The sequence below is a fragment of the Kitasatospora sp. NPDC058478 genome (assembly GCF_042720345.1).
Classification (GTDB): Bacteria; Actinomycetota; Actinomycetes; order Streptomycetales; family Streptomycetaceae; genus Kitasatospora.
In genome coordinates this window covers 1-17,099 of sequence record NZ_JBHXML010000044.1, presented here as the reverse complement: position 1 = coordinate 17,099, position 17,099 = coordinate 1, and the positions used below count along the sequence as shown (strand labels likewise).

16 protein-coding genes and 1 riboswitch are annotated in these 17,099 nt (G+C 73.3%); of the genes, 8 read left to right on the top strand and 8 right to left on the bottom strand.

The window, feature by feature from the left end; genetic code table 11:
* Nucleotides 1-336 precede the first annotated feature (336 nt).
* A complete protein-coding gene (locus tag ACFWPT_RS24055; RefSeq protein ID WP_380484147.1) occupies nt 337-600 on the top strand; it encodes a hypothetical protein in 264 nt (87 codons plus the stop codon).
* Here ACFWPT_RS24055 and ACFWPT_RS24050 read toward each other — a convergent pair.
* The 6 genes from ACFWPT_RS24050 to ACFWPT_RS24025 form a co-directional block, all read right to left on the bottom strand.
* On the bottom strand, nt 569-889 hold the full coding sequence (locus ACFWPT_RS24050; protein ID WP_380484145.1) for an HAD domain-containing protein: 321 nt from the start codon (nt 887-889) through the stop codon (nt 569-571). The two genes, ACFWPT_RS24055 and ACFWPT_RS24050, sit on opposite strands and share 32 nt — an antisense overlap.
* 100 nt (nt 890-989) lie before the next feature.
* Nucleotides 990-2,258: an MFS transporter gene (locus tag ACFWPT_RS24045; protein ID WP_380484143.1), complete on the bottom strand. Its 1,269-nt coding sequence runs from the start codon at nt 2,256-2,258 to the stop codon at nt 990-992.
* Between the two features lie 60 nt (nt 2,259-2,318).
* On the bottom strand, nt 2,319-3,020 hold the full coding sequence (locus ACFWPT_RS24040) for a dienelactone hydrolase family protein (RefSeq protein WP_380484142.1): 702 nt from the start codon (nt 3,018-3,020) through the stop codon (nt 2,319-2,321).
* A gap of 54 nt (nt 3,021-3,074) precedes the next feature.
* Nucleotides 3,075-4,484 (bottom strand): sugar porter family MFS transporter, encoded by a 1,410-nt coding sequence (locus tag ACFWPT_RS24035; RefSeq protein WP_380370430.1) that lies wholly within the window; start codon nt 4,482-4,484, stop codon nt 3,075-3,077.
* Nucleotides 4,485-4,736: 252 nt separating this feature from the next.
* Entirely contained in the window at nt 4,737-5,390 is a 654-nt protein-coding gene (locus tag ACFWPT_RS24030; RefSeq protein ID WP_380370427.1) for an FMN-binding negative transcriptional regulator, read from the bottom strand.
* Between the two features lie 14 nt (nt 5,391-5,404).
* Nucleotides 5,405-6,076, bottom strand: coding sequence for a pyridoxamine 5'-phosphate oxidase family protein (locus tag ACFWPT_RS24025; RefSeq protein WP_380484140.1), 672 nt, complete (start codon nt 6,074-6,076; stop codon nt 5,405-5,407).
* 34 nt (nt 6,077-6,110) lie between these two features.
* Here ACFWPT_RS24025 and ACFWPT_RS24020 point away from each other — a divergent pair, with 34 nt between their 5' ends.
* Both ACFWPT_RS24020 and ACFWPT_RS24015 read left to right on the top strand, forming a co-directional pair.
* Nucleotides 6,111-7,448 carry an aminotransferase class I/II-fold pyridoxal phosphate-dependent enzyme gene (locus ACFWPT_RS24020; RefSeq protein WP_380484138.1) on the top strand — a complete coding sequence of 446 codons (1,338 nt, stop codon included), beginning with the start codon at nt 6,111-6,113 and terminating at the stop codon, nt 7,446-7,448.
* Nucleotides 7,449-7,673: 225 nt separating this feature from the next.
* The gene (locus tag ACFWPT_RS24015; RefSeq protein ID WP_380484136.1) at nt 7,674-8,891 is read left to right on the top strand and encodes a GDSL-type esterase/lipase family protein; all 1,218 of its coding nucleotides are present in this window, start codon (nt 7,674-7,676) and stop codon (nt 8,889-8,891) included.
* Nucleotides 8,892-8,957: 66 nt separating this feature from the next.
* Here the strand turns inward: ACFWPT_RS24015 and ACFWPT_RS24010 are convergent, their stop codons facing one another.
* Nucleotides 8,958-10,316: an NAD(P)/FAD-dependent oxidoreductase gene (locus ACFWPT_RS24010; protein WP_363377903.1), complete on the bottom strand. Its 1,359-nt coding sequence runs from the start codon at nt 10,314-10,316 to the stop codon at nt 8,958-8,960.
* A 171-nt stretch (nt 10,317-10,487) separates the two neighbouring features.
* On the opposite strand from ACFWPT_RS24010, the gene ACFWPT_RS24005 reads away from it, so the two are divergent.
* The 4 genes from ACFWPT_RS24005 (at nt 10,488) to purB (ending at nt 13,811) form a co-directional block, all read left to right on the top strand.
* Nucleotides 10,488-11,243 (top strand): HipA family kinase, encoded by a 756-nt coding sequence (locus ACFWPT_RS24005; RefSeq protein WP_079136059.1) that lies wholly within the window; start codon nt 10,488-10,490, stop codon nt 11,241-11,243.
* Nucleotides 11,240-11,656, top strand: coding sequence for a DUF3037 domain-containing protein (locus ACFWPT_RS24000; RefSeq protein ID WP_363377905.1), 417 nt, complete (start codon nt 11,240-11,242; stop codon nt 11,654-11,656). Before ACFWPT_RS24005 ends, ACFWPT_RS24000 begins: the two co-directional genes overlap by 4 nt.
* Before the next feature lie 119 nt (nt 11,657-11,775).
* Entirely contained in the window at nt 11,776-12,231 is a 456-nt protein-coding gene (locus ACFWPT_RS23995; RefSeq protein ID WP_063350221.1) for a MarR family winged helix-turn-helix transcriptional regulator, read from the top strand.
* A 149-nt stretch (nt 12,232-12,380) separates the two neighbouring features.
* Nucleotides 12,381-13,811, top strand: coding sequence for an adenylosuccinate lyase (gene purB / locus ACFWPT_RS23990; protein ID WP_380484133.1), 1,431 nt, complete (start codon nt 12,381-12,383; stop codon nt 13,809-13,811).
* A gap of 24 nt (nt 13,812-13,835) precedes the next feature.
* On the opposite strand, the gene ACFWPT_RS23985 is transcribed toward purB, so the two are convergent.
* Nucleotides 13,836-15,368: an MFS transporter gene (locus tag ACFWPT_RS23985; protein ID WP_380370409.1), complete on the bottom strand. Its 1,533-nt coding sequence runs from the start codon at nt 15,366-15,368 to the stop codon at nt 13,836-13,838.
* Nucleotides 15,369-15,680: 312 nt separating this feature from the next.
* Nucleotides 15,681-15,863, top strand: a riboswitch (cyclic di-AMP (ydaO/yuaA leader).
* Between the two features lie 2 nt (nt 15,864-15,865).
* Between ACFWPT_RS23985 and ACFWPT_RS23980 the strand changes: the two genes are divergently transcribed.
* Complete coding sequence (locus tag ACFWPT_RS23980; RefSeq protein ID WP_380484131.1) at nt 15,866-16,825, top strand: peptidoglycan DD-metalloendopeptidase family protein; 960 nt, start codon at nt 15,866-15,868, stop codon at nt 16,823-16,825.
* Nucleotides 16,826-17,099: the final 274 nt, after the last annotated feature.

Genomic DNA, 17,099 nt, shown 5'->3' with positions numbered 1-17,099 from the left:
GGGGCGGGGGCTGCCACACCGAATGGGCACGCAGTGACCTCAGCCCAGTGGCACCTGGACAACGAGAGACCGTCCCACCCCGCCCCTGCGGACGCCCGCCACCACCAGACGGTGCAGGCCCCGCTCGAAGCCGCGCCCGTCGAGCACGGCGAGCGCCTCCCAACCCCCGACCCGTACAACGACCCATCCGCTCCGACGCTCCGCAACTTCGGACGAAACGACCAGACCACACCGCACCCCCGCCGCCCTCAACCCCCAGCGGCAGGACCGCCTCCGCCCTGCGACTGCCCCCGCTGCCGCAGGGCGGAGGACTCCCCACCCTCCTCAGGAGTAGCTATGTGGGCCACCACCGAACAAGACCGGCAGGCCATGCTCAAGGCGCTCGTGATCGCCGCGCTGCCGGCCATCGCCCTCCGGTACGACTCCGGAGTTGGAGTCAGAAGGCTCGCGACGGTTTACGGGTGCGATTCCAACTGGCTCCAGGCCCAGATGATCAAGGCCGGGTACCGCGTCCGGCCGCTTGAGGAAGCAACCGGTCTGCGCCCCGCCCCCTGGCCGTGGATGCCCATCAGCATGCCGGGGCGGAGGACGATGCCCTGATTGGGCGCCTTCGGGGGCCAGGCCGCACGGGCCCCGGCAGGGACGTGGCACCCAACACCTCAGCGCATTTCCGCAGGTCGGGAACAAGGTGCAAGGGTGGTACGTTCTTCCAGGTGGTGGCCCACACGAGTTCGTAGGTGCCGGCCAGCTCGCGCAGCCAGGCGCCGTGCCGTGCGGAGAGGAGCACCGAGTAGCCGAGCAGGGTGTGGGTGTCGAACCCGGCGTCCGGGTGCGGGCAGACCGGGTTGAGCACCCCGTCGACGTCCAGGAACAACAGAGGCTTCGGCACCAGTGGCCCCCCAGAGACGGTGGTGTGACTTACCTGGTCGGACGAACCTGGCGTACCAGTGGTTGCGTACGGCCGGGCGCACGCGGGGCGCACGGGGCGCTCACGGCGCGGCCACCGGCTCGGCGGCGGCCACCGGTGCGTCGGCGGTGCTCCTGCGGGCCAGTCGGCGGACCTGAGGCTCCAGCAGCACGACCGCGCTGAGCACCAGGCAGACGACGGCGCAGGCCCACAGCGCGCCCGAGAGGCCGAGCACCGTGGCCGCCGGGCCGGCCAGCGCGATGCCGATCGGGGACAGCGAGAAGGAGCCGAGCTCGTCGTACGCGGCGACCCGGGAGAACATCTCCTCGGGGATCTCCTGCTGGAGCGCGATCATCCAGTTGACGCCGAAGACGGTGACACCGACCCCGGACAGGAACATCGCGAGGGCGAGCAGTGGCAGCGGCGCCTCCGCCGCCAGCGCCAGGGCGGGCACGCCGAACAGGAACACCCCCCAGTTGCCGACGAACAGGATCCGGCGGGGCCGCCAGCGGGCCATCAGCACGCCGGTCACCACCAGCCCGACGCCGTAGGCGGCCATCGCCAGACCCCAGTCGGACGCCCCGCCGAGGCGCTCCTTGGCGACCGTCGGCCCGTACACCGACTCGACCGCGCCGATGCAGGCGACCAGGACGGAGAACTGCGCCACGACCACCCAGAGCCAGCGGCGGGAGGCGAACTCCCGCCAGCCCTCCCGCAGGTCGCGCAGCATGCTGTGGCCCTGCGGGGCGGGCGCCTGCTCGGCCTCCAGGAAGAACCGGAGCGAGGCGGCGACCAGGAAGCAGGCGCCGTCCAGGGCGAGCACCCAGCCGGGGCCGACGGCGGCGGTGAGCGCGCCGCCGAGCGCGGCGCCGCCGATCTGGGAGGCGTTCTGGCCCATCCGGAACACCGAGAAGGCCCGGGCGGCGTGTTCCGGGGCGACGGCCTGCAGCATCATGCCGCCGGAGGCGGGGGAGTAGAGCGCGTACCCGGCGCCGCCGGCGGCGGAGAGCAGCATCAGCTGCCAGAGCCGGATGTCCCCGGACAGCACCAGCGCGGCCAGGACGACCTGGGACAGGCCGCTGAACAGGTTGGCGGCGACCATGAGGTGGTGCCGGGGCATCCGGTCGGCGAGGGCGCCGCCGACCACCAGGAGCAGGACGGTGGGCAGCAGTCGGGCGGCGGTGACGTAGCCGACCTCGGACGTGGTGCCGCCGTGGCCGAGCACGGCGAAGGCGGTGGCGATGGGGGCGCCGGCGTTGCCGAGGCCGCTGACCACGGTGGCGGCGGTCTGGATGCGGAAGTTGCGGCTCGCCCAGGCGAGGCGGCGGGGGCGCGGGGGTCGGGTCGGCACCTGGAGACTATGGCCGCGGTTCGTACAGCTGTCCATCGGGTTTTCGCGGCCGGGACGGGCTCAGCCCAGGTGGCCCCAGAGGAAGGTGAGGGTGCGGCGCCAGGCGGTCGCGGCCTGGAGCGGGTCGTAGGTGCCGAGCGGGTTCTCGTCGTTCATGAAGGCGTGGCCGGCCGGGTAGAAGTGGATCTCGGGGCGGACGTCGGTGGCCTCGCCGATCCGGATCGCGGCCTCGTCGACGGCGGCCATCGGGATCGAGCCGTCCAGTTCGCCGAAGTGCCCCAGGACGTGGGCGGTCAGGCCCCGGTAGTCGAAGTCCGGGTCGGGCGGGAGGCCGTAGAAGGGCACCACCGCGGCGACCCGGTCGCCCTCCCGGGCGGCCAGCAGCAGGGCGAAGCCGCCGCCCATGCAGAAGCCGACCACGCCGACCGCGTCGCCGACCACGCCCTCCAGGGCGAGCAGGTGGTCGACGGCCCCGGAGAGGTCCTCGACGGCCCGCTCGGCCGGGAGTTCGCGGGTGAGCCGGGCCGCCTCGGTGCGGTCGTGGGTGGTGGCGCCGCCGAACAGGTCGGGGGCCAGCACGGTGAAGCCCTCCGCGGCGAAGCGGTCGGCCATCGTCGCGACGTGCGGGGTGAGGCCCCACCACTCCTGCACCACCACCAGGCCCGGCCCGACGCCCTGGGGCGGGCGGGCCAGGTACCCGTGCGCGGTACGGCCGTTGCTCGGGAAGGCGACGTTCTGCCGGGAGCCGCCCTGGTCAGGCATGGGTTCCTCGCGGGGGGTCGGGCCGGATGCGGCGGGGACTCGACGGGGGCGGGCTCAGCCCATCTCCTCCAGGGCGCGGCCCTTGGTCTCCTTGATGCAGAAGGCCACGAACGGGATGGAGAGCAGTGCGAAGGCCGCGTAGATGACGTACGTCGCCGACAGGTTCCAGTCGGCGAGGTTGGGGAAGCTGACGGTGATCGCCCAGTTGGCGATCCACTGGGCCGAGGCGGCGACGGACAGCGCGAGCGCGCGGATCCGGTTGGGGAACATCTCGCCGAGCAGGACCCAGACCACCACGCCCCAGGAGAAGGCGAAGCAGAGCACGAAGACGTGTGCCGCGATCAGGGCGACGGTGGCGTGGGTGTTGTCGAGGGTGGCGGTGTCCCCCGTGCCCTGCCGGTAGGAGAACGCCCAGGCGGCGGTGCCCAGCGCGAGCGCCATGCCGATCGAGCCGGCCAGGGCGAGCGGCTTGCGGCCGATCCGGTCCACCAGCGCCATCGCGATCACCGTGCCGATCACGTTGATGATCGAGGTGGAGAGGCTGATCAGCAGCGAGTTGGACTCGTTGATGCCGACCGACTGCCAGAGGAACGAGGAGTAGTAGAAGATCACGTTGATGCCGACGAACTGCTGGAACACCGAGGCCCCGATGCCGACCCAGACGATCGGCAGCAGGCCGAACCGCCCGCCGAGCAGGTCCTTGAGCCGGGGCTTGTGCGAGGACTCCAGCACCGCGCGGATCTCCGCGACCCGGGCGTCCAGGTCGACGTCCTCGCCCTCCACCTCGCGCAGCACCTTGCGGGCCTGGTCCTCCCGGTGGTCGGCGATCAGGTAGCGCGGCGACTCCGGGATGGCGAGCGCCATCAGCCCGTACACCAGGGCCGGGATGGTCTCCACGCCGAGCATCCACTGCCAGGCCTGGATGCCGCCCAGGTGGCCGGTGGACTCACCTCCGGCGGCCTGGTTGATCGCCCAGTTGGCGAGCTGGGAGATGGTGATGCCGAGCACGATCGCCATCTGCTGGAAGGAGGCGAGCCGGCCCCGGTAGGCGGTCGGCGCGACCTCGGCGATGTAGGTGGGCGCGATCACCGAGGCGATGCCGATCGCGATGCCGCCGACCACGCGCCAGGTGGCCAGCACCTGGATGCTCGGCGGGAACATCGAGCCGAGGCCGCTGATCGCGAACAGGCCGGCGGCCAGCAGCATGGTGCGGACCCGGCCGAGGTGGTCGGCGAGCCGGCCGGCGGCCACCGCGCCGGCCGCCGAGCCGAGCAGCGCGATGGCCACCACGAAGGCCGTTTCGCCGTTGCCCACGGCGAAGTGCTTCTGGATGCCCGTCACCGCACCGTTGATCACCGCGCTGTCGTAGCCGAACAGGAACCCGCCCATCGCGGCGGCGGCGGAGATGAAGATGACGTGCCCGAGGTGGGCCTCGCCCGCCCGATGGCTGTTGAGTGTGGACAAGCGCGCTCCCCGAGGTGGACGGGCCCGCTCTGACGGCCGAGTGGGCAGGGCTCGTCTCACATTCGAGCAGCGGCGGGGCCGCCCTGCTCGAATTGGGGGCCGATCGGGTGATTCGGGGTCAGTCAGGGGCAGTCATCAGGGGCGCGATGGGCCGTTCGCGCCGGGAGCGTGAACGGGCGGACGCGCCCCCGGGCCAGCCGGTGCGCCTGCCGGGGCAGTTGACGCGCCCCCTGGTCGCCCGGTGCGCCCCGGTCAGCTGACGCGCCGCCGGTGCCGACGCAGCAGTTGGGTGCGGGCGGCGGCGTCCTGGTCGCGCCGGGGGTGCGGGGCGTTCGCTCGGTCGGCCGCGCGCTCGGCCAGCCGGTCGGCGATCGCGTGCTGGGCGTCGGCCGGCTTCTTGTCGTCGTACTTGAACTTGGCCCGCACCTCGCGGACCGTCAGGCGGAGCCCGCGCAGGCCGGGGAGCAGCCGGGAGAACTCGCCCTCACCGGGCACCACCCGGGTGTCCGGCGTCTCCGGCTGGAAGTGCGCCAGCTGGCGGTTGAGGATCTCCGCCTTGCCCGCCGCGGACTCGACGAGCTCGGCGGTGCAGTGGAAGTGGACGGAGGCGTAGTAGCTGGTGGGCGTGCCCGGCTCGCCGCGCCAGTGGCCGGGCGCGAAGGCGTAGCCGTCGGTGACCGCGAGGGTGACCTGCGGGTCGGTCCGGACGGCGGCCAGCAGCGGGTTGGGCGTGGCGAGGTGGAGCAGGATCTCGCCGCGCTCGGCGTCCAGCAGGAAGTGCGTCGGGACGAGCACCGGGCCCTCGCCCGGTCCGCCGTTGGCGGCGAGCAGGCCGAAGTCGCGGCCCTCGGCCAGCCAGGCGCGCCACTCCTGTTCGTCGCCGCGGTCCCAGGATCTGATCAGCATCGGCGGGCCCTCCGTCAGCGGGGGTAGCCGCGCAGGTGCGCGGGCAGCGGGACGGTGGTGGAGTCGGCGGGCTCGGGGGTGCCGTGCACGGTGGTGACCGGGATCAGGCCGGACCAGTGGGGCAGGTCGAGGTCCTCCGGGTCGTCGTCGGCGCCGTCCGCGCGGGTCTTGGCCGAGACCTCGTCCAGGTCGAGCCGCAGGACGGCGGTGGCGGCGAGTTCCTTGGCGTTGGCCGGGCGGACGTCGGCGGAGCGGCCGGGGATCGCGTGGTCGACCAGCGCGGCCAGCGCGACGTCCAGCTCCTCGGGGTCGGTGACCTGGTGGGCGGTGCCGTGGGCGACGACCGAGCGGAAGTTGACCGAGTGGTTGAACGCGGACTTGGTCAGCACCAGCGCGTCGACCAGGGTGACGGTGAGGCAGACCGGCAGGCCCTGGTCGGCGGAGGCGTTGCGCAGCGGACGGCTGCCGGTGGAGCCGTGGACGTACAGTCGGCTGCCGACGCGGGCGTAGATGGTCGGCAGGACGACGGGGGCGCCGTCGGCGACGAAGCCGAGGTGGCAGATGTACGCGTGGTCGAGGATGTCGTGGATCGCCTCCTGCTCCCAGGTGGCGCGGTCCTTGTAGCGCGTGGGGGTGGTGCGGGGGGTGCGGGAGTAGCTGGCGGAGCCTTCTGAAGGGGCCGACATGACAACCTCTATGTACTAGTGCATAATTTGCTTTGTGCTAGGAGACTATCCGCTGAAAGGGCGACGCGCCAGCGAAATCGCGTCCCACATCGAACAGGGCGTGAGCACCGGGCGCCTCGCCCCCGGAACCGCGCTGCCCCCGCTGCGCGACCTCGCCGCCGAACTCGGCGTCAACCCCAACACCGTCGCCGCCGCCTACCGGCTGCTCCGCGACCGCGGGGTGATCGAGACCGCCGGCCGCAAGGGCAGCCGGATCCTCCCCAGGCCCGCGCTCACCCCGCGCGACCAGATCCGCGTCCCCGTCCCCCCGCACGCCCGCGACCTGTCCGGCGGCAACCCCGACCCGGCGCTGCTGCCCGACCTCGCCCCGGTCCTCGCGGCCGCCGCCGGGGCCGCCCTCGCCGAGCCCGTCCTGTACGGGCACCCGGCCATCGACCCCGGGCTGCTCGCGCTCGCCCGCGCCTCCTTCGAGGTCGACGGCCTGCCCGGCGGCCCGATCGCCGTCGCCTCCGGCTCGCTCGACACCATCGAGCGCATCCTCGCCATCCGGCTGCGCCCCGGCGACGCCGTCGCCGTCGAGGACCCGGGCTGGGGCAGCCTGCTCGACCTGCTGCCCGCGCTCGGCCTGCGGCCCGCGCCCGTCCGGCTGGACGACGAGGGTCCGCTGCCCGACTCGCTCGCCGTCGCGCTGGCCGAGGGCGCCCGCGCGGTGGTGGTCACCAGCCGGGCGCAGAACCCGACCGGCGCCGCGGTCACCGCCCGCCGGGCCGAGGAGCTGCGGGCCGTCCTGGCCGAGCACCCCGGCGTGCTGCTGATCGAGGACGACCACGGGCACGGCATGGTCGACCAGCCGTACCACTCGCTGGTGGGTGCCGGTGCGCGGCACTGGGCCGTGGTGCGCTCGGCGGCCAAGGCGTACGGCCCGGACCTGCGGCTCTCGGTGGCCGTCGGCGACGAGGACACCATCGGGCGGGTGACCGGGCGGCTGCGCCTGGGCGCAGGCTGGGTCAGCCACCTGCTCCAGCGGGCCGTCGCCGAGCTGTGGCGCACCGACGCGGTGCCGGTCGCCCGGGTGGCCGGCGTCTACCGGGCCCGCCGGGACGCGCTGCTCGGCGAACTCGCCGCGCGCGGCATCGAGGCGCACGGCGAGAGCGGACTGAACGTCTGGGTGCCGGTGCCGGACGAGACCTCCGTGCTGGTGGCGCTGGTGCAGCGCGGCTGGGTCGCGGCGCCCGGCGCGCGCTACCGCATCCAGTCCCCGCCCGGGCTGCGGCTCACCGTGGCCCAGCTGGAAGCGGCGGACGCGCAGCGGCTGGCCGAGGACCTGGCGGCCGTGCTGGGGGCGGGCGGGGCCGGTTCGCGGCTGGTGTGAACCGGGCTCCGCCGGTCCGGTTCGACCCGTGCGCTCCGCCGGTCTGAACCCGGTGCTCCGCTGGTCTGAACCCGGCGGTAACAAAGCGGGAAACCTGGTGCAGATACCTAGCGGTAACCAGTGCGGGCATGTCATGTTCATCGCGCCACCGGCCGGCGGCCCACCCTCACCTAGGCGTCTTCCCGTCCCCACCGCACGGGAAGACCGAGCCGCAGGAGTTCCGCCGTGCCCGAAAACAGTTCGAGCATCACCCGCAGCGCCCCTCGACTCCGCCGACGGCTGCTCACTGCGGCCCTCGCCCTCCCGCTGGCCGCCGGCGGTCTGATGGCCGGCGGCCTCGCCGCCGCCGCGCCGGCCGCCGCGGCCCCCTCCGTACCCCTCGCCGCGCCGGGCGGCCCCACCGCCAGCGTCACGCTCGGCGACAGCTACATCTCCGGCGAGGCCGGCCGCTGGATGGGCAACGCCGCCGGCACCAGCGGCAGCCGGGCCGGTACCGACCGCGCCTGGAACGGCAGTTCCGCCGACGCCTCCCGGATCTACGGCCCCACGGCCGCGAGCGGCTGCGACCGCTCCGATGTCGCCGAGGTGCTCAGCGCCTCCACCGGCGCGCAGAACGAGATCAACCTGGCCTGCTCCGGCGCCGTCACCGCGAACATCTTCCGCGCCGCCAACGGCGGCCAGACGCTCAAGGGCGAGGCCCCGCAGGCCGACCAACTCGCCACCGTGGCACGGCAGAACAACGTCAAGCTGATCACGCTGTCGATCGGCGGCAACGACCTCGGCTTCGGCGGCATCATCTCCAACTGCGTCCAGGACTACCTCATCTGGTACTCCTACTGCCACGACTCCGCGCAGTCCTCGATCGACTCGAAGATGCCCACGGCGATGGCCGGGGTCGGCAAGGCGATCGACGAGATCCGCGCGGTGATGGCCGGCGCCGGCTACGCGCAGGGGGACTACCGCCTCGTCCTGCAGTCCTACCCCTCGCCGATCCCGCGCAGCGCCGAGATGCGCTACCCGGAGAGCGGCTGGACCCGCTCGAACACCGGTGGCTGCCCGTTCTGGGACGGTGACGCCGACTGGGCGCGCGACTCGATGGTGCCGCAGATCTCCAAGTCGCTGGCCGGGGTCGCGGCGTCCAAGGGCGCCCAGTTCCTCGACCTCTCCGACATGCTGCAGGGCCGCGAGGTCTGCTCGACGGCCACCCGGCAGCCGACCGCCACCACCGGACCGTCCGCGACCACCAGCGAATGGGCGCGCTTCCTGGACGGCGGCCTCAACTCCACCCAGGGCGTGCTGCAGGAGTCGATGCACCCCAACTACTACGGGCAGCAGGCGCTCGGGCGCTGCCTGACCCTGCTGTGGGGGCAGAGCAGCGGCGACTACGCGTGCCGCAACACGGCGGGGCAGGACGCGGGCGGGATGTACCTGGCGGCGCGGTGACGTCGTGACGTTGTGGCGCTCGGCGCCCGTTCTCCGGATCGGTTCCGGAGGCGGGCGCCGGGTGGCTCAGCCCTTGGCGAGCAGGGCCTGGGCGTGCGCCCGGACCTGATCTTTCGTCAAGTAGGCGTCGGTGTACTCGAAATCGCGCATCCGGGCGGGCTGCCGGGCGAGGAAGCCGGTCCGGACGAAGTCGTCCCCGGCGGTCGCGTTGAGCAGCCAGTTGGCGCCCACCCGGAACTTGGCCGCGTTGGTGCGCATCGCCATCAGGTGGTAGCCGCGGGCCACCAGCTGGGCCGGCACCCCGTGCAGCTCCACGCCGAGCGGCTTGGACACCGCGTCCTTGCCGCCCAGGTCGACCACCAGGCCCAAGTCCTTGTGGTAGTAGGGCTCCAGAGGCTGGTCGCGGAGCGCGGCGATCACGTTGTCGGCCACCACGCGGCCCTGCCGGGCGGAGTGCTGGGCGGTCGGCGGGCAGACCGCGCCGTCGCCCTTGGCGAGGTCCGGCACGGCGGCCGCGTCGCCCAGCGCGAACACGCTCTCGAACTGCGGCACCCGCATCTCCGCCGTCACCGCGAGCCGGCCGCGGACCGTCTCCGCGTCCAGCGTGCCGATCAGCGGGCTCGCGGCCACCCCGGCGGTCCAGATCAGCGTGCGGCAGGGCAGCACCCTGCCGTCGGTGAACTTGACCGACTCGGCGCCGACTTCGGCCACCGAGACGCCCAGCGACACCTCGATGCCGCGGCCGCGCAGCACCTCCAGAGCGGCCAGGCCCAGCGCGTCGCCCAGCTCCGGCATCAGCTTCGGGGCGATGTCGATCAGGTGCCACTTGATCTGCCGGGTGTCCAGGCGCGGATAGCGGTGGGACGCGGCGGTGGTCAGACGCTGCAGGCAGGCGGCCGTCTCGGTGCCCGCGTAGCCGCCGCCGACGACCACGAACTGGAGCCGGGACTCGCGCTCCCGCTGGTCCAAGGTGGCCGAGGCGAGGTCGAGTTGGGCGATCACGTGGTCGCGGACGTAGGCCGCCTCGGCGAGCGTCTTCATGCCGCGGGCGTAGTCGGTCAGGCCGGGGATGTCGAAGGTGCGGGTGACGCTGCCGGGGGCGAGGACCAGGTAGTCGTACTTCTGCGCCACCACCTCGTCGGTGATCTTGCGGACCACGCACACCTTGGAGGCCGGGTCCACGCCGATCGCGCCGCCCGGAACGATGTGGGTGCGGCGCAGCGTGCGGCGCAGGGAGACCGCGACCGACTGCGGGGTCAGCACGCCGGCCGCGACGTGCGGCAGCAGGGGCAGGTAGAGCTGGTAGCTGAACGGTGTGACCAGCGAGATCTCGGCCTCCGACGGCGCGAGCTTGCGTTCGAGTCGGCGGGCGCACTCCAGGCCGGCGAAGCCACCGCCCACGATCAGGATCCGAGGTCGTTCCATCGCTCATCCCTTTGCCGTGCAGGTCGTAACCGCGAAGGTCCCCATTGCTGTCCGCCACACTCGCACGGAGCAGCGGGGGCTGCCACCGGGGTGGGGCGGATGGTGGAGGGGTGGGACGGGGGGCGTACGGAGGGGAGGAGGTGACGGGTCGGCACCGATAGGCTGTGGGGCGTGCTCCCCGAGGTGACGGCGGTCCGTTATGTGACGCCACTGCGAGAAGGCGGCTCGATGCCGGGCCTGGTCGAGGCCGACGACCGGCGGCTGTACGCGCTGAAATGGGTCGGTGCGGCGCAGGGCCGGAAGGCGTTGGTGGCGGAGGTGCTGGCCGGGGAGTTGGGCCGGCGGCTCGGGCTACCGGTGCCGGAGCTGGTGACGGTCGACCTGGATCCGGTGCTGGCCCGCAGCGAGCCGGACCAGCAGGTCCAGGACCAGATGCGGGCCAGTGGCGGGACCAACCTCGGGATGGCCTTCGTCAGCGGCGCGCTCAACTTCGACCCGCTCTGCTTCGAGGTGGATCCGGAGCTGGCCGGCCAGGTGCTCTGGTTCGACGCGCTGATCGGCAACGTCGACCGCTCCTGGCGCAACCCCAACCTGCTGGTGGCGACCGGCGGGCTGCGGCTGATCGACCACGGCGCGAGCCTGATCTTCCACCATCACTGGGCGGGCGCCGCCGCCTGGGTGCGCCGCCCGTACGACGCCTCGGACCACGCGCTGCTGCGGGCCCGGCCGGACCTGACGGCCGCGGACAAGGCGCTCGCGCCGCTCGCGGAGGCCGCGATCGAGGGCGCGGTGGCGAGGATCCCGGAGGTCTGGCTGCTGGACGAGCCAGGCTTCGACTCGCCCGAGGCGGTGCGCGCCGCGTACCGCGCCCAGCTGACCGGCCGACTGGCCGGTCCGCGCGACTGGCTGCCGGAGGTGCCCGCATGACCGAGCCGAGGACGCCCGCGCTGCCGGCCGCCGTCGAACTGCACGACTACGAGTACGCCGTGATCCGCGCGGTGCCGCGGGTGGAACGCGGCGAGTGCGTCAACGTCGGGGTGCTGCTGTACTGCCGGCAGAACGGGTACCTGGCCGCGCGCACGCACCTGGACCAGGCCCGGCTGCTGGCGCTCGACCCGGTGGCGGACGTGAACGGGGTGCGGCGGGCGCTGCACGGGATCGAGGCGGTGTGCGCCGGGGGCCCGCAGGCCGGTCCGGCGGCGGGGGACAGCCCGGGGCAGCGGTTCCGCTGGCTGACCGCTCCTCGCAGCGCGATCGTCCAGCCGGGGCCGGTGCACACCGGGCTGACCGCGGACCCGGAGCCGGAGCTGCGGCACCTGTTCGATCAGCTGGTGCTCTAAGCTCTGTCGACCGGCCGGAAGCTCTGTCGACCGGCCGGTGCTGCAGTTCTGGTCAAGCCGTCGACGGTTGCCGTGGTCAAAGCTTGAGTTGCTGAAGCACTCGGCCGTACGCTGACCCCATGGGTTCGACAGCGACGACGACCGTACCGACCAACGCCGAGTTGATGGAGGCGTTGGCCGCCGTCGGCGCCGCGTATTTCCAGGACTTCGCGGCGGCCGCGGCCCGGCACGGGCTCTCCTCCTCGCAGGCCAAGGCGCTCGGCGCGGTACAGGAGCCGGTGCCGATGCGGGCGCTGGCCGGACGGCTGGGCTGTGACGCCTCCAACGTCACCGGGATCGTGGACCGGCTGGAGACGCTGCGCCTGGCCCACCGGGAGGCCGCCGCCGGCGACCGCCGGGTGAAGATCGTCGTGATCACGGACGAGGGCCGGGAGATCCTGAACCGCATCCGCGGCGAGATGGCCCGCACCCACCAGGCGTTCGAGGCGATGACCGACGAGCAGCGGATCGCGCTGCACTCTATCTGCGGGCAGGTCCTGCCGGTGCTGGCCGGCCGGGCCGGCGCCGCGCAGTAAGCCGCGCAGTGAGCCGCCCGGTAACGGACCGCGCCGCGCCCGGCGGGAGCCGTCGGGCGGGCCCGGCCGGAGCCGTCCGCTCCGGCCCGGGCCGTAGCCGCCCGATGCGCCGACGTTCCGGCTGACCTCGGCTGTTAGGCTTGCGAAGCGTGAGCGCGAAGCCCCAGATCCCCAATGTCCTGGCCTCCCGGTACGCCTCGGCGACCCTGGCCCAGCTGTGGTCCCCCGAGCACAAGGTGGTCCTCGAGCGCCACCTGTGGCTCGCCGTCCTGAAGGCCCAGCAGGACCTCGGTGTCGAGGTACCGGCGAACGCCGTCGCCGACTACGAGCGGGTGATCGACCAGGTCGACCTCGGCTCGATCGCCGCCCGTGAGCGGGTCACCCGCCACGACGTGAAGGCCCGCATCGAGGAGTTCAGCGAACTCGCCGGCCACGAGCAGATCCACAAGGGCATGACCTCCCGGGATCTGACCGAGAACGTCGAGCAGCTGCAGATCCGCCAGTCGCTGGAGCACGTGCGCGACCGTACGGTGGCCGTGCTGGTCCGGCTGGCCCGCCTGGCCGCCCAGCACTCCGAGCTGGTCATGGCCGGCCGCTCGCACAACGTGGCCGCGCAGGCCACCACCCTGGGCAAGCGCTTCGCGTCGATCACCGACGAGCTGCTGGTCGCCTTCCGCCGCCTGGAGGAGCTGATCTCCCGCTACCCGCTGCGCGGGATCAAGGGCCCGGTCGGCACCGCCCAGGACATGCTGGACCTGCTCGGTGGCGACACCGACAAGCTCGCCGAGCTGGAGCGCCGGGTCGCCGGGCACCTCGGCTTCGACAACGTGTTCATCAGCGTCGGCCAGGTCTACCCGCGCTCGCTGGACTTCGAGGTGCTCACCGCCCTCGTCCAGCTGGCCGCCGCGCCGTCCAGCCTGGCCAAGACCATCCGTCTGATGGCCGGCCACGAGCTGGTCACGGAGGGCTTCAAGGAGGGCCAGGTCGGCTCCTCGGCGATGCCGCACAAGATGAACACCCGCTCCTGCGAGCGCGTCAACGGCCTGGCCGTCATCCTGCGCGGCTACGCCTCGATGACCGGCGAGCTGGCCGGCGACCAGTGGAACGAGGGTGACGTCTCCTGCTCGGTGGTGCGCCGGGTCGCGCTGCCGGACGCCTTCTTCGCCTTCGACGGCCTGCTGGAGACCTTCCTGACCGTCCTCGACGAGTTCGGCGCCTTCCCCGCCGTGATCGAGGCCGAGCTGGACCGCTACCTGCCGTTCCTCGCCACCACCAAGGTGCTGATGGGCGCGGTGCGCGCGGGCGTCGGCCGGGAGACCGGGCACGAGGTCATCAAGGAGCACGCCGTCGCCTCCGCGCTGGCGATGCGTGCGGGCGCCCGCGAGAACGAGCTGCTGGACCGGTTGGCCGCCGACGAGCGGATCCCGCTGGACCGGGCCGGGCTGGACGCGCTGCTGGCCGACCGGCTCTCCTTCACCGGTGCGGCCGGCGCCCAGGTCGCCGAGGTGGTCCGCCAGGTGGAGGCCGTCGCCGCCGCCTACCCGGAGGCCGCCAAGTACGCGCCGGCCGACATTCTCTGACGGGCAGTACTTCCTGACGATTCGTCAGCCGGCTGAGGGCCCTGCCGCCGATCCGGTGGCGGGGCCCTCGTCCGTGTGGACGTGGCCCGGGTCGAGCGGCGGGGTGGTGCCGCAGGCCCACTCGCAGTCCGGCTCGGCCACCGGGCGGTCCACCGGCGCGAGCACGTTGCCGCGGACGGTGGCGAAGGCCGTCAGCCCGCCGGTGACCAGCAGCCCGGCGCAGATCAGCATCGCGGTGCGGAAGGCGGAGTCCACGGCGGACGGCACCCGGTAGGCGTCGCCGCTCAGCCCGGCGAGCGAGGGCAGCGCGGCGACCGCGAGCAGCCCGGCCGCGCGGGCGGCGGCGTTGTTGACGCCGCTGGCGATGCCCGCGTGCCGGACCTCGACGGCGGCCAGCACCGTCGCCGTCAGCGGCGCGACCAGCAGGGTCATTCCGCAGCCCAGCACCGTGACGGCGGGCAGCACGTCCGCCCAGTAGGAGGAGCCGGGGCCGGTGCGCAGCATCAGCAGCACCCCGGCGGCGCACAGCAGCGGACCGACGGTGAGCGGGATCCGGGGGCCGATCCGCTTGCCCAGCCGCCCGGCGCGCGCCGACAGGGTCAGCATCAGCACGGTGATCGGGACCAGGGCGAGGCCGGAGACCAGCGGGGAGAAGCCGGAGACGATCTGCAACTGCACCACCAGCAGGAAGAACACCCCGCTGAACGCCGCGTAGACGCAGAGGGTGACCAGGTTGACGGCGGTGAACAGCCGGGAGGAGAAGAGGCCGAGCGGCAGCATCGGCTCGGCGGCGCGGCGCTCGACCGCGATGAAGGCCGCGCCGAGCAGCAGGCCGATCGCGCCGGTGAGCCAGACCGCGGGGGACAGGCCCTCTCCGGCGGCGGTCAGCGCGTAGGTGATCGCGCCGAGGGCGAGCGCGGCGAGCAGCGCGCCGAGCACGTCGAAGCGGCCGACGGCGCTCTCGTTCCGGCTCTCGGGGACGAACCGGGAGGTGACCGCGACCACGGCGGCCGCGAGCGGCAGGTTCAGCAGGAAGATCCACCGCCAGCCGGGGCCGTCCACCAGCCAGCCGCCGAGGAAGGGGCCGACCGCGGCCGACACCCCGCCGAGGCCCGACCACAGGCCGACCGCCGCCGAGCGGTCGTCCGGGTGGAAGACGGCTTGCAGCATGGCGAGCGAGCCGGGGGTGAGCAGCGCCCCGCCGATGCCCTGGACGGCGCGGGCGGCGATCAGCACGTGGATGGTGGGGGCGGCGGCGCAGGCCGCGGAGGCGGCGGCGAACCAGAGCACGCCGATCAGGAAGACCCGGCGCCGGCCGTACCGGTCGCCGAGCGCGCCGCCGAGCAGGATCAGTCCGGCCAGGGTGAGCAGATAGGCGTTGAGCGTCCACTGCAGGGACGCGAGGGAGGCGCCGAGATCGGTGCCGATACGGGGCAGCGCGACGTTCACCACGGTGCCGTCGAGCATCGCCATGCTGGAGCCGAGCACCGTCGCGAGGAGGACCCAGCGTCCCCGCGAGGTGCCCAGGCGCAGTGTTCCTGCTTCGGAGGTGGCCACGGGCCGATCCTGCGCCCGTGGGGCGTACGTGACAAGGGTCACCGGGGGGTGTGTCGGTGGGTGCGCGGTGCGTGAGCGGGCGGGTGCGCAGCGGTGGCGGGATCGGCGCAGCGTCGTGGATCAGTGGCGCCGGGTGAATGGATTGTGCACGTACGGTGCAGCCGATCATTCGGAGGGTCACCGCAGCTCGGGGGGTTGTTGCCGGTTCAAGTGATCGACATTGCTTCACCCGAACGGATGGGTTTTAGTTCAGCGACCGCCCGGCCAGTCCGGACGGATCCACCGGGTGGAACGCCGAATCCTGCCGCTGCCCGGTGGCTCGCACCGAACTCTGTACGGCAGGAGCGGGGGACCCACAGGTAAGTCGCCGGACCGGAAACGGCACGCTTTCGCGTACCCGGATCCAGGGCCGGCTAGGGGTGAAGCCGCATGTGCGGCCGGGCAACTCCAGCCCGAACCCGACAGCTCACCTCGCAGGCGTCGGAGAGGAAAATTCCATGCCTGCACAGGCTCGTCGTATCGCCCTGCCCCGCGCCGCCCGCATCGGGATCGCCACCGCCGTCACCGGTGTCTCCTTCGCCCTGCCGCTCGTCACCGCGATGAGCGCCCAGGCCTACCCCGCGCCGGCCGCCGCCGTCACCGCCGCCCCGGCCGCCGCTCCCGCCGACCAGGCCCAGGCCCCGTCGCAGGAGAGCTACCGCGTCGTCAGCGGCGACACCCTGTCCCGGATCGCCGACGCCCAGCACGTCGAGGGCGGCTGGCAGGCGCTGTACGACCACAACCGCGAGGTCGTCGGCGGCAACCCGGACCTGATCTTCCCCGGTCAGCAGCTCGTGATCGCCGACCCGGCCGCCCCGGCCAAGCCCGCCGCCCCGGCGAAGCCCGCCCAGCCGTCCGCCCAGGACGCCGCGCCGGCCACCACCGCCGCCAAGCCGCAGGCCCAGCTGGAGGTCCGGACCGAGGCGGCCAAGCCGTCCGCCCAGCTCCAGACCCAGCTGCAGACCGCCGCGCCGACCACCGCGGTCACCGCCGTGCCGGTCGCCGCCGCCTCGGCCTTCGTCGCCCCGCTGGCCAGCCCGAAGCTGGGCACCGCCTACGGCGTGGCCGGCTCGATGTGGGCCTCCGGCCACCACACCGGCCAGGACTTCGTCGCCTCCACCGGCACCCCGCTGCGCGCCGTCGGCAACGGCGTCGTGGTGAAGGCCGGCAACGGCGGCGCCTACGGCAACGAGGTCGAGATCAAGCTCGCCGACGGCCACTTCGCCGAGTACGCGCACCTCTCCTCGATCGGTGTGAAGATCGGTCAGGCCGTCAAGGCCGGACAGCAGATCGGCCTCTCCGGCGCGACCGGCAACGTGACCGGCCCGCACCTGCACTTCGAGATCCGCAACGGCTCGGAGTACGGCTCGGACATCAACCCGGTCGCCTACCTGCGGGCCCACGGCGTCGCGCTCTGACCCGTGCCGGATGCACCGGATGCACCGGATGTGTCGGATGCGTCGGGTGAGGAACCACCGCTGCTACGGGGCGAATCGACCACCCGGGATGGTCATGTCGGGTGACCGCTCGACCGGGTGATCTCCGCAGCAGTGGACATGGGCGCGGGACACGCCCAGGCCGGCCCGGCTCGCGAGACAAGACACCCGCGCCGGGCCCGGCCCGCTGCGATTCGGAGCCTTTTGGGGGCCGCCGGGGCCACATTTAAGTACCTAACGGGCGGTGTGGGGGCCG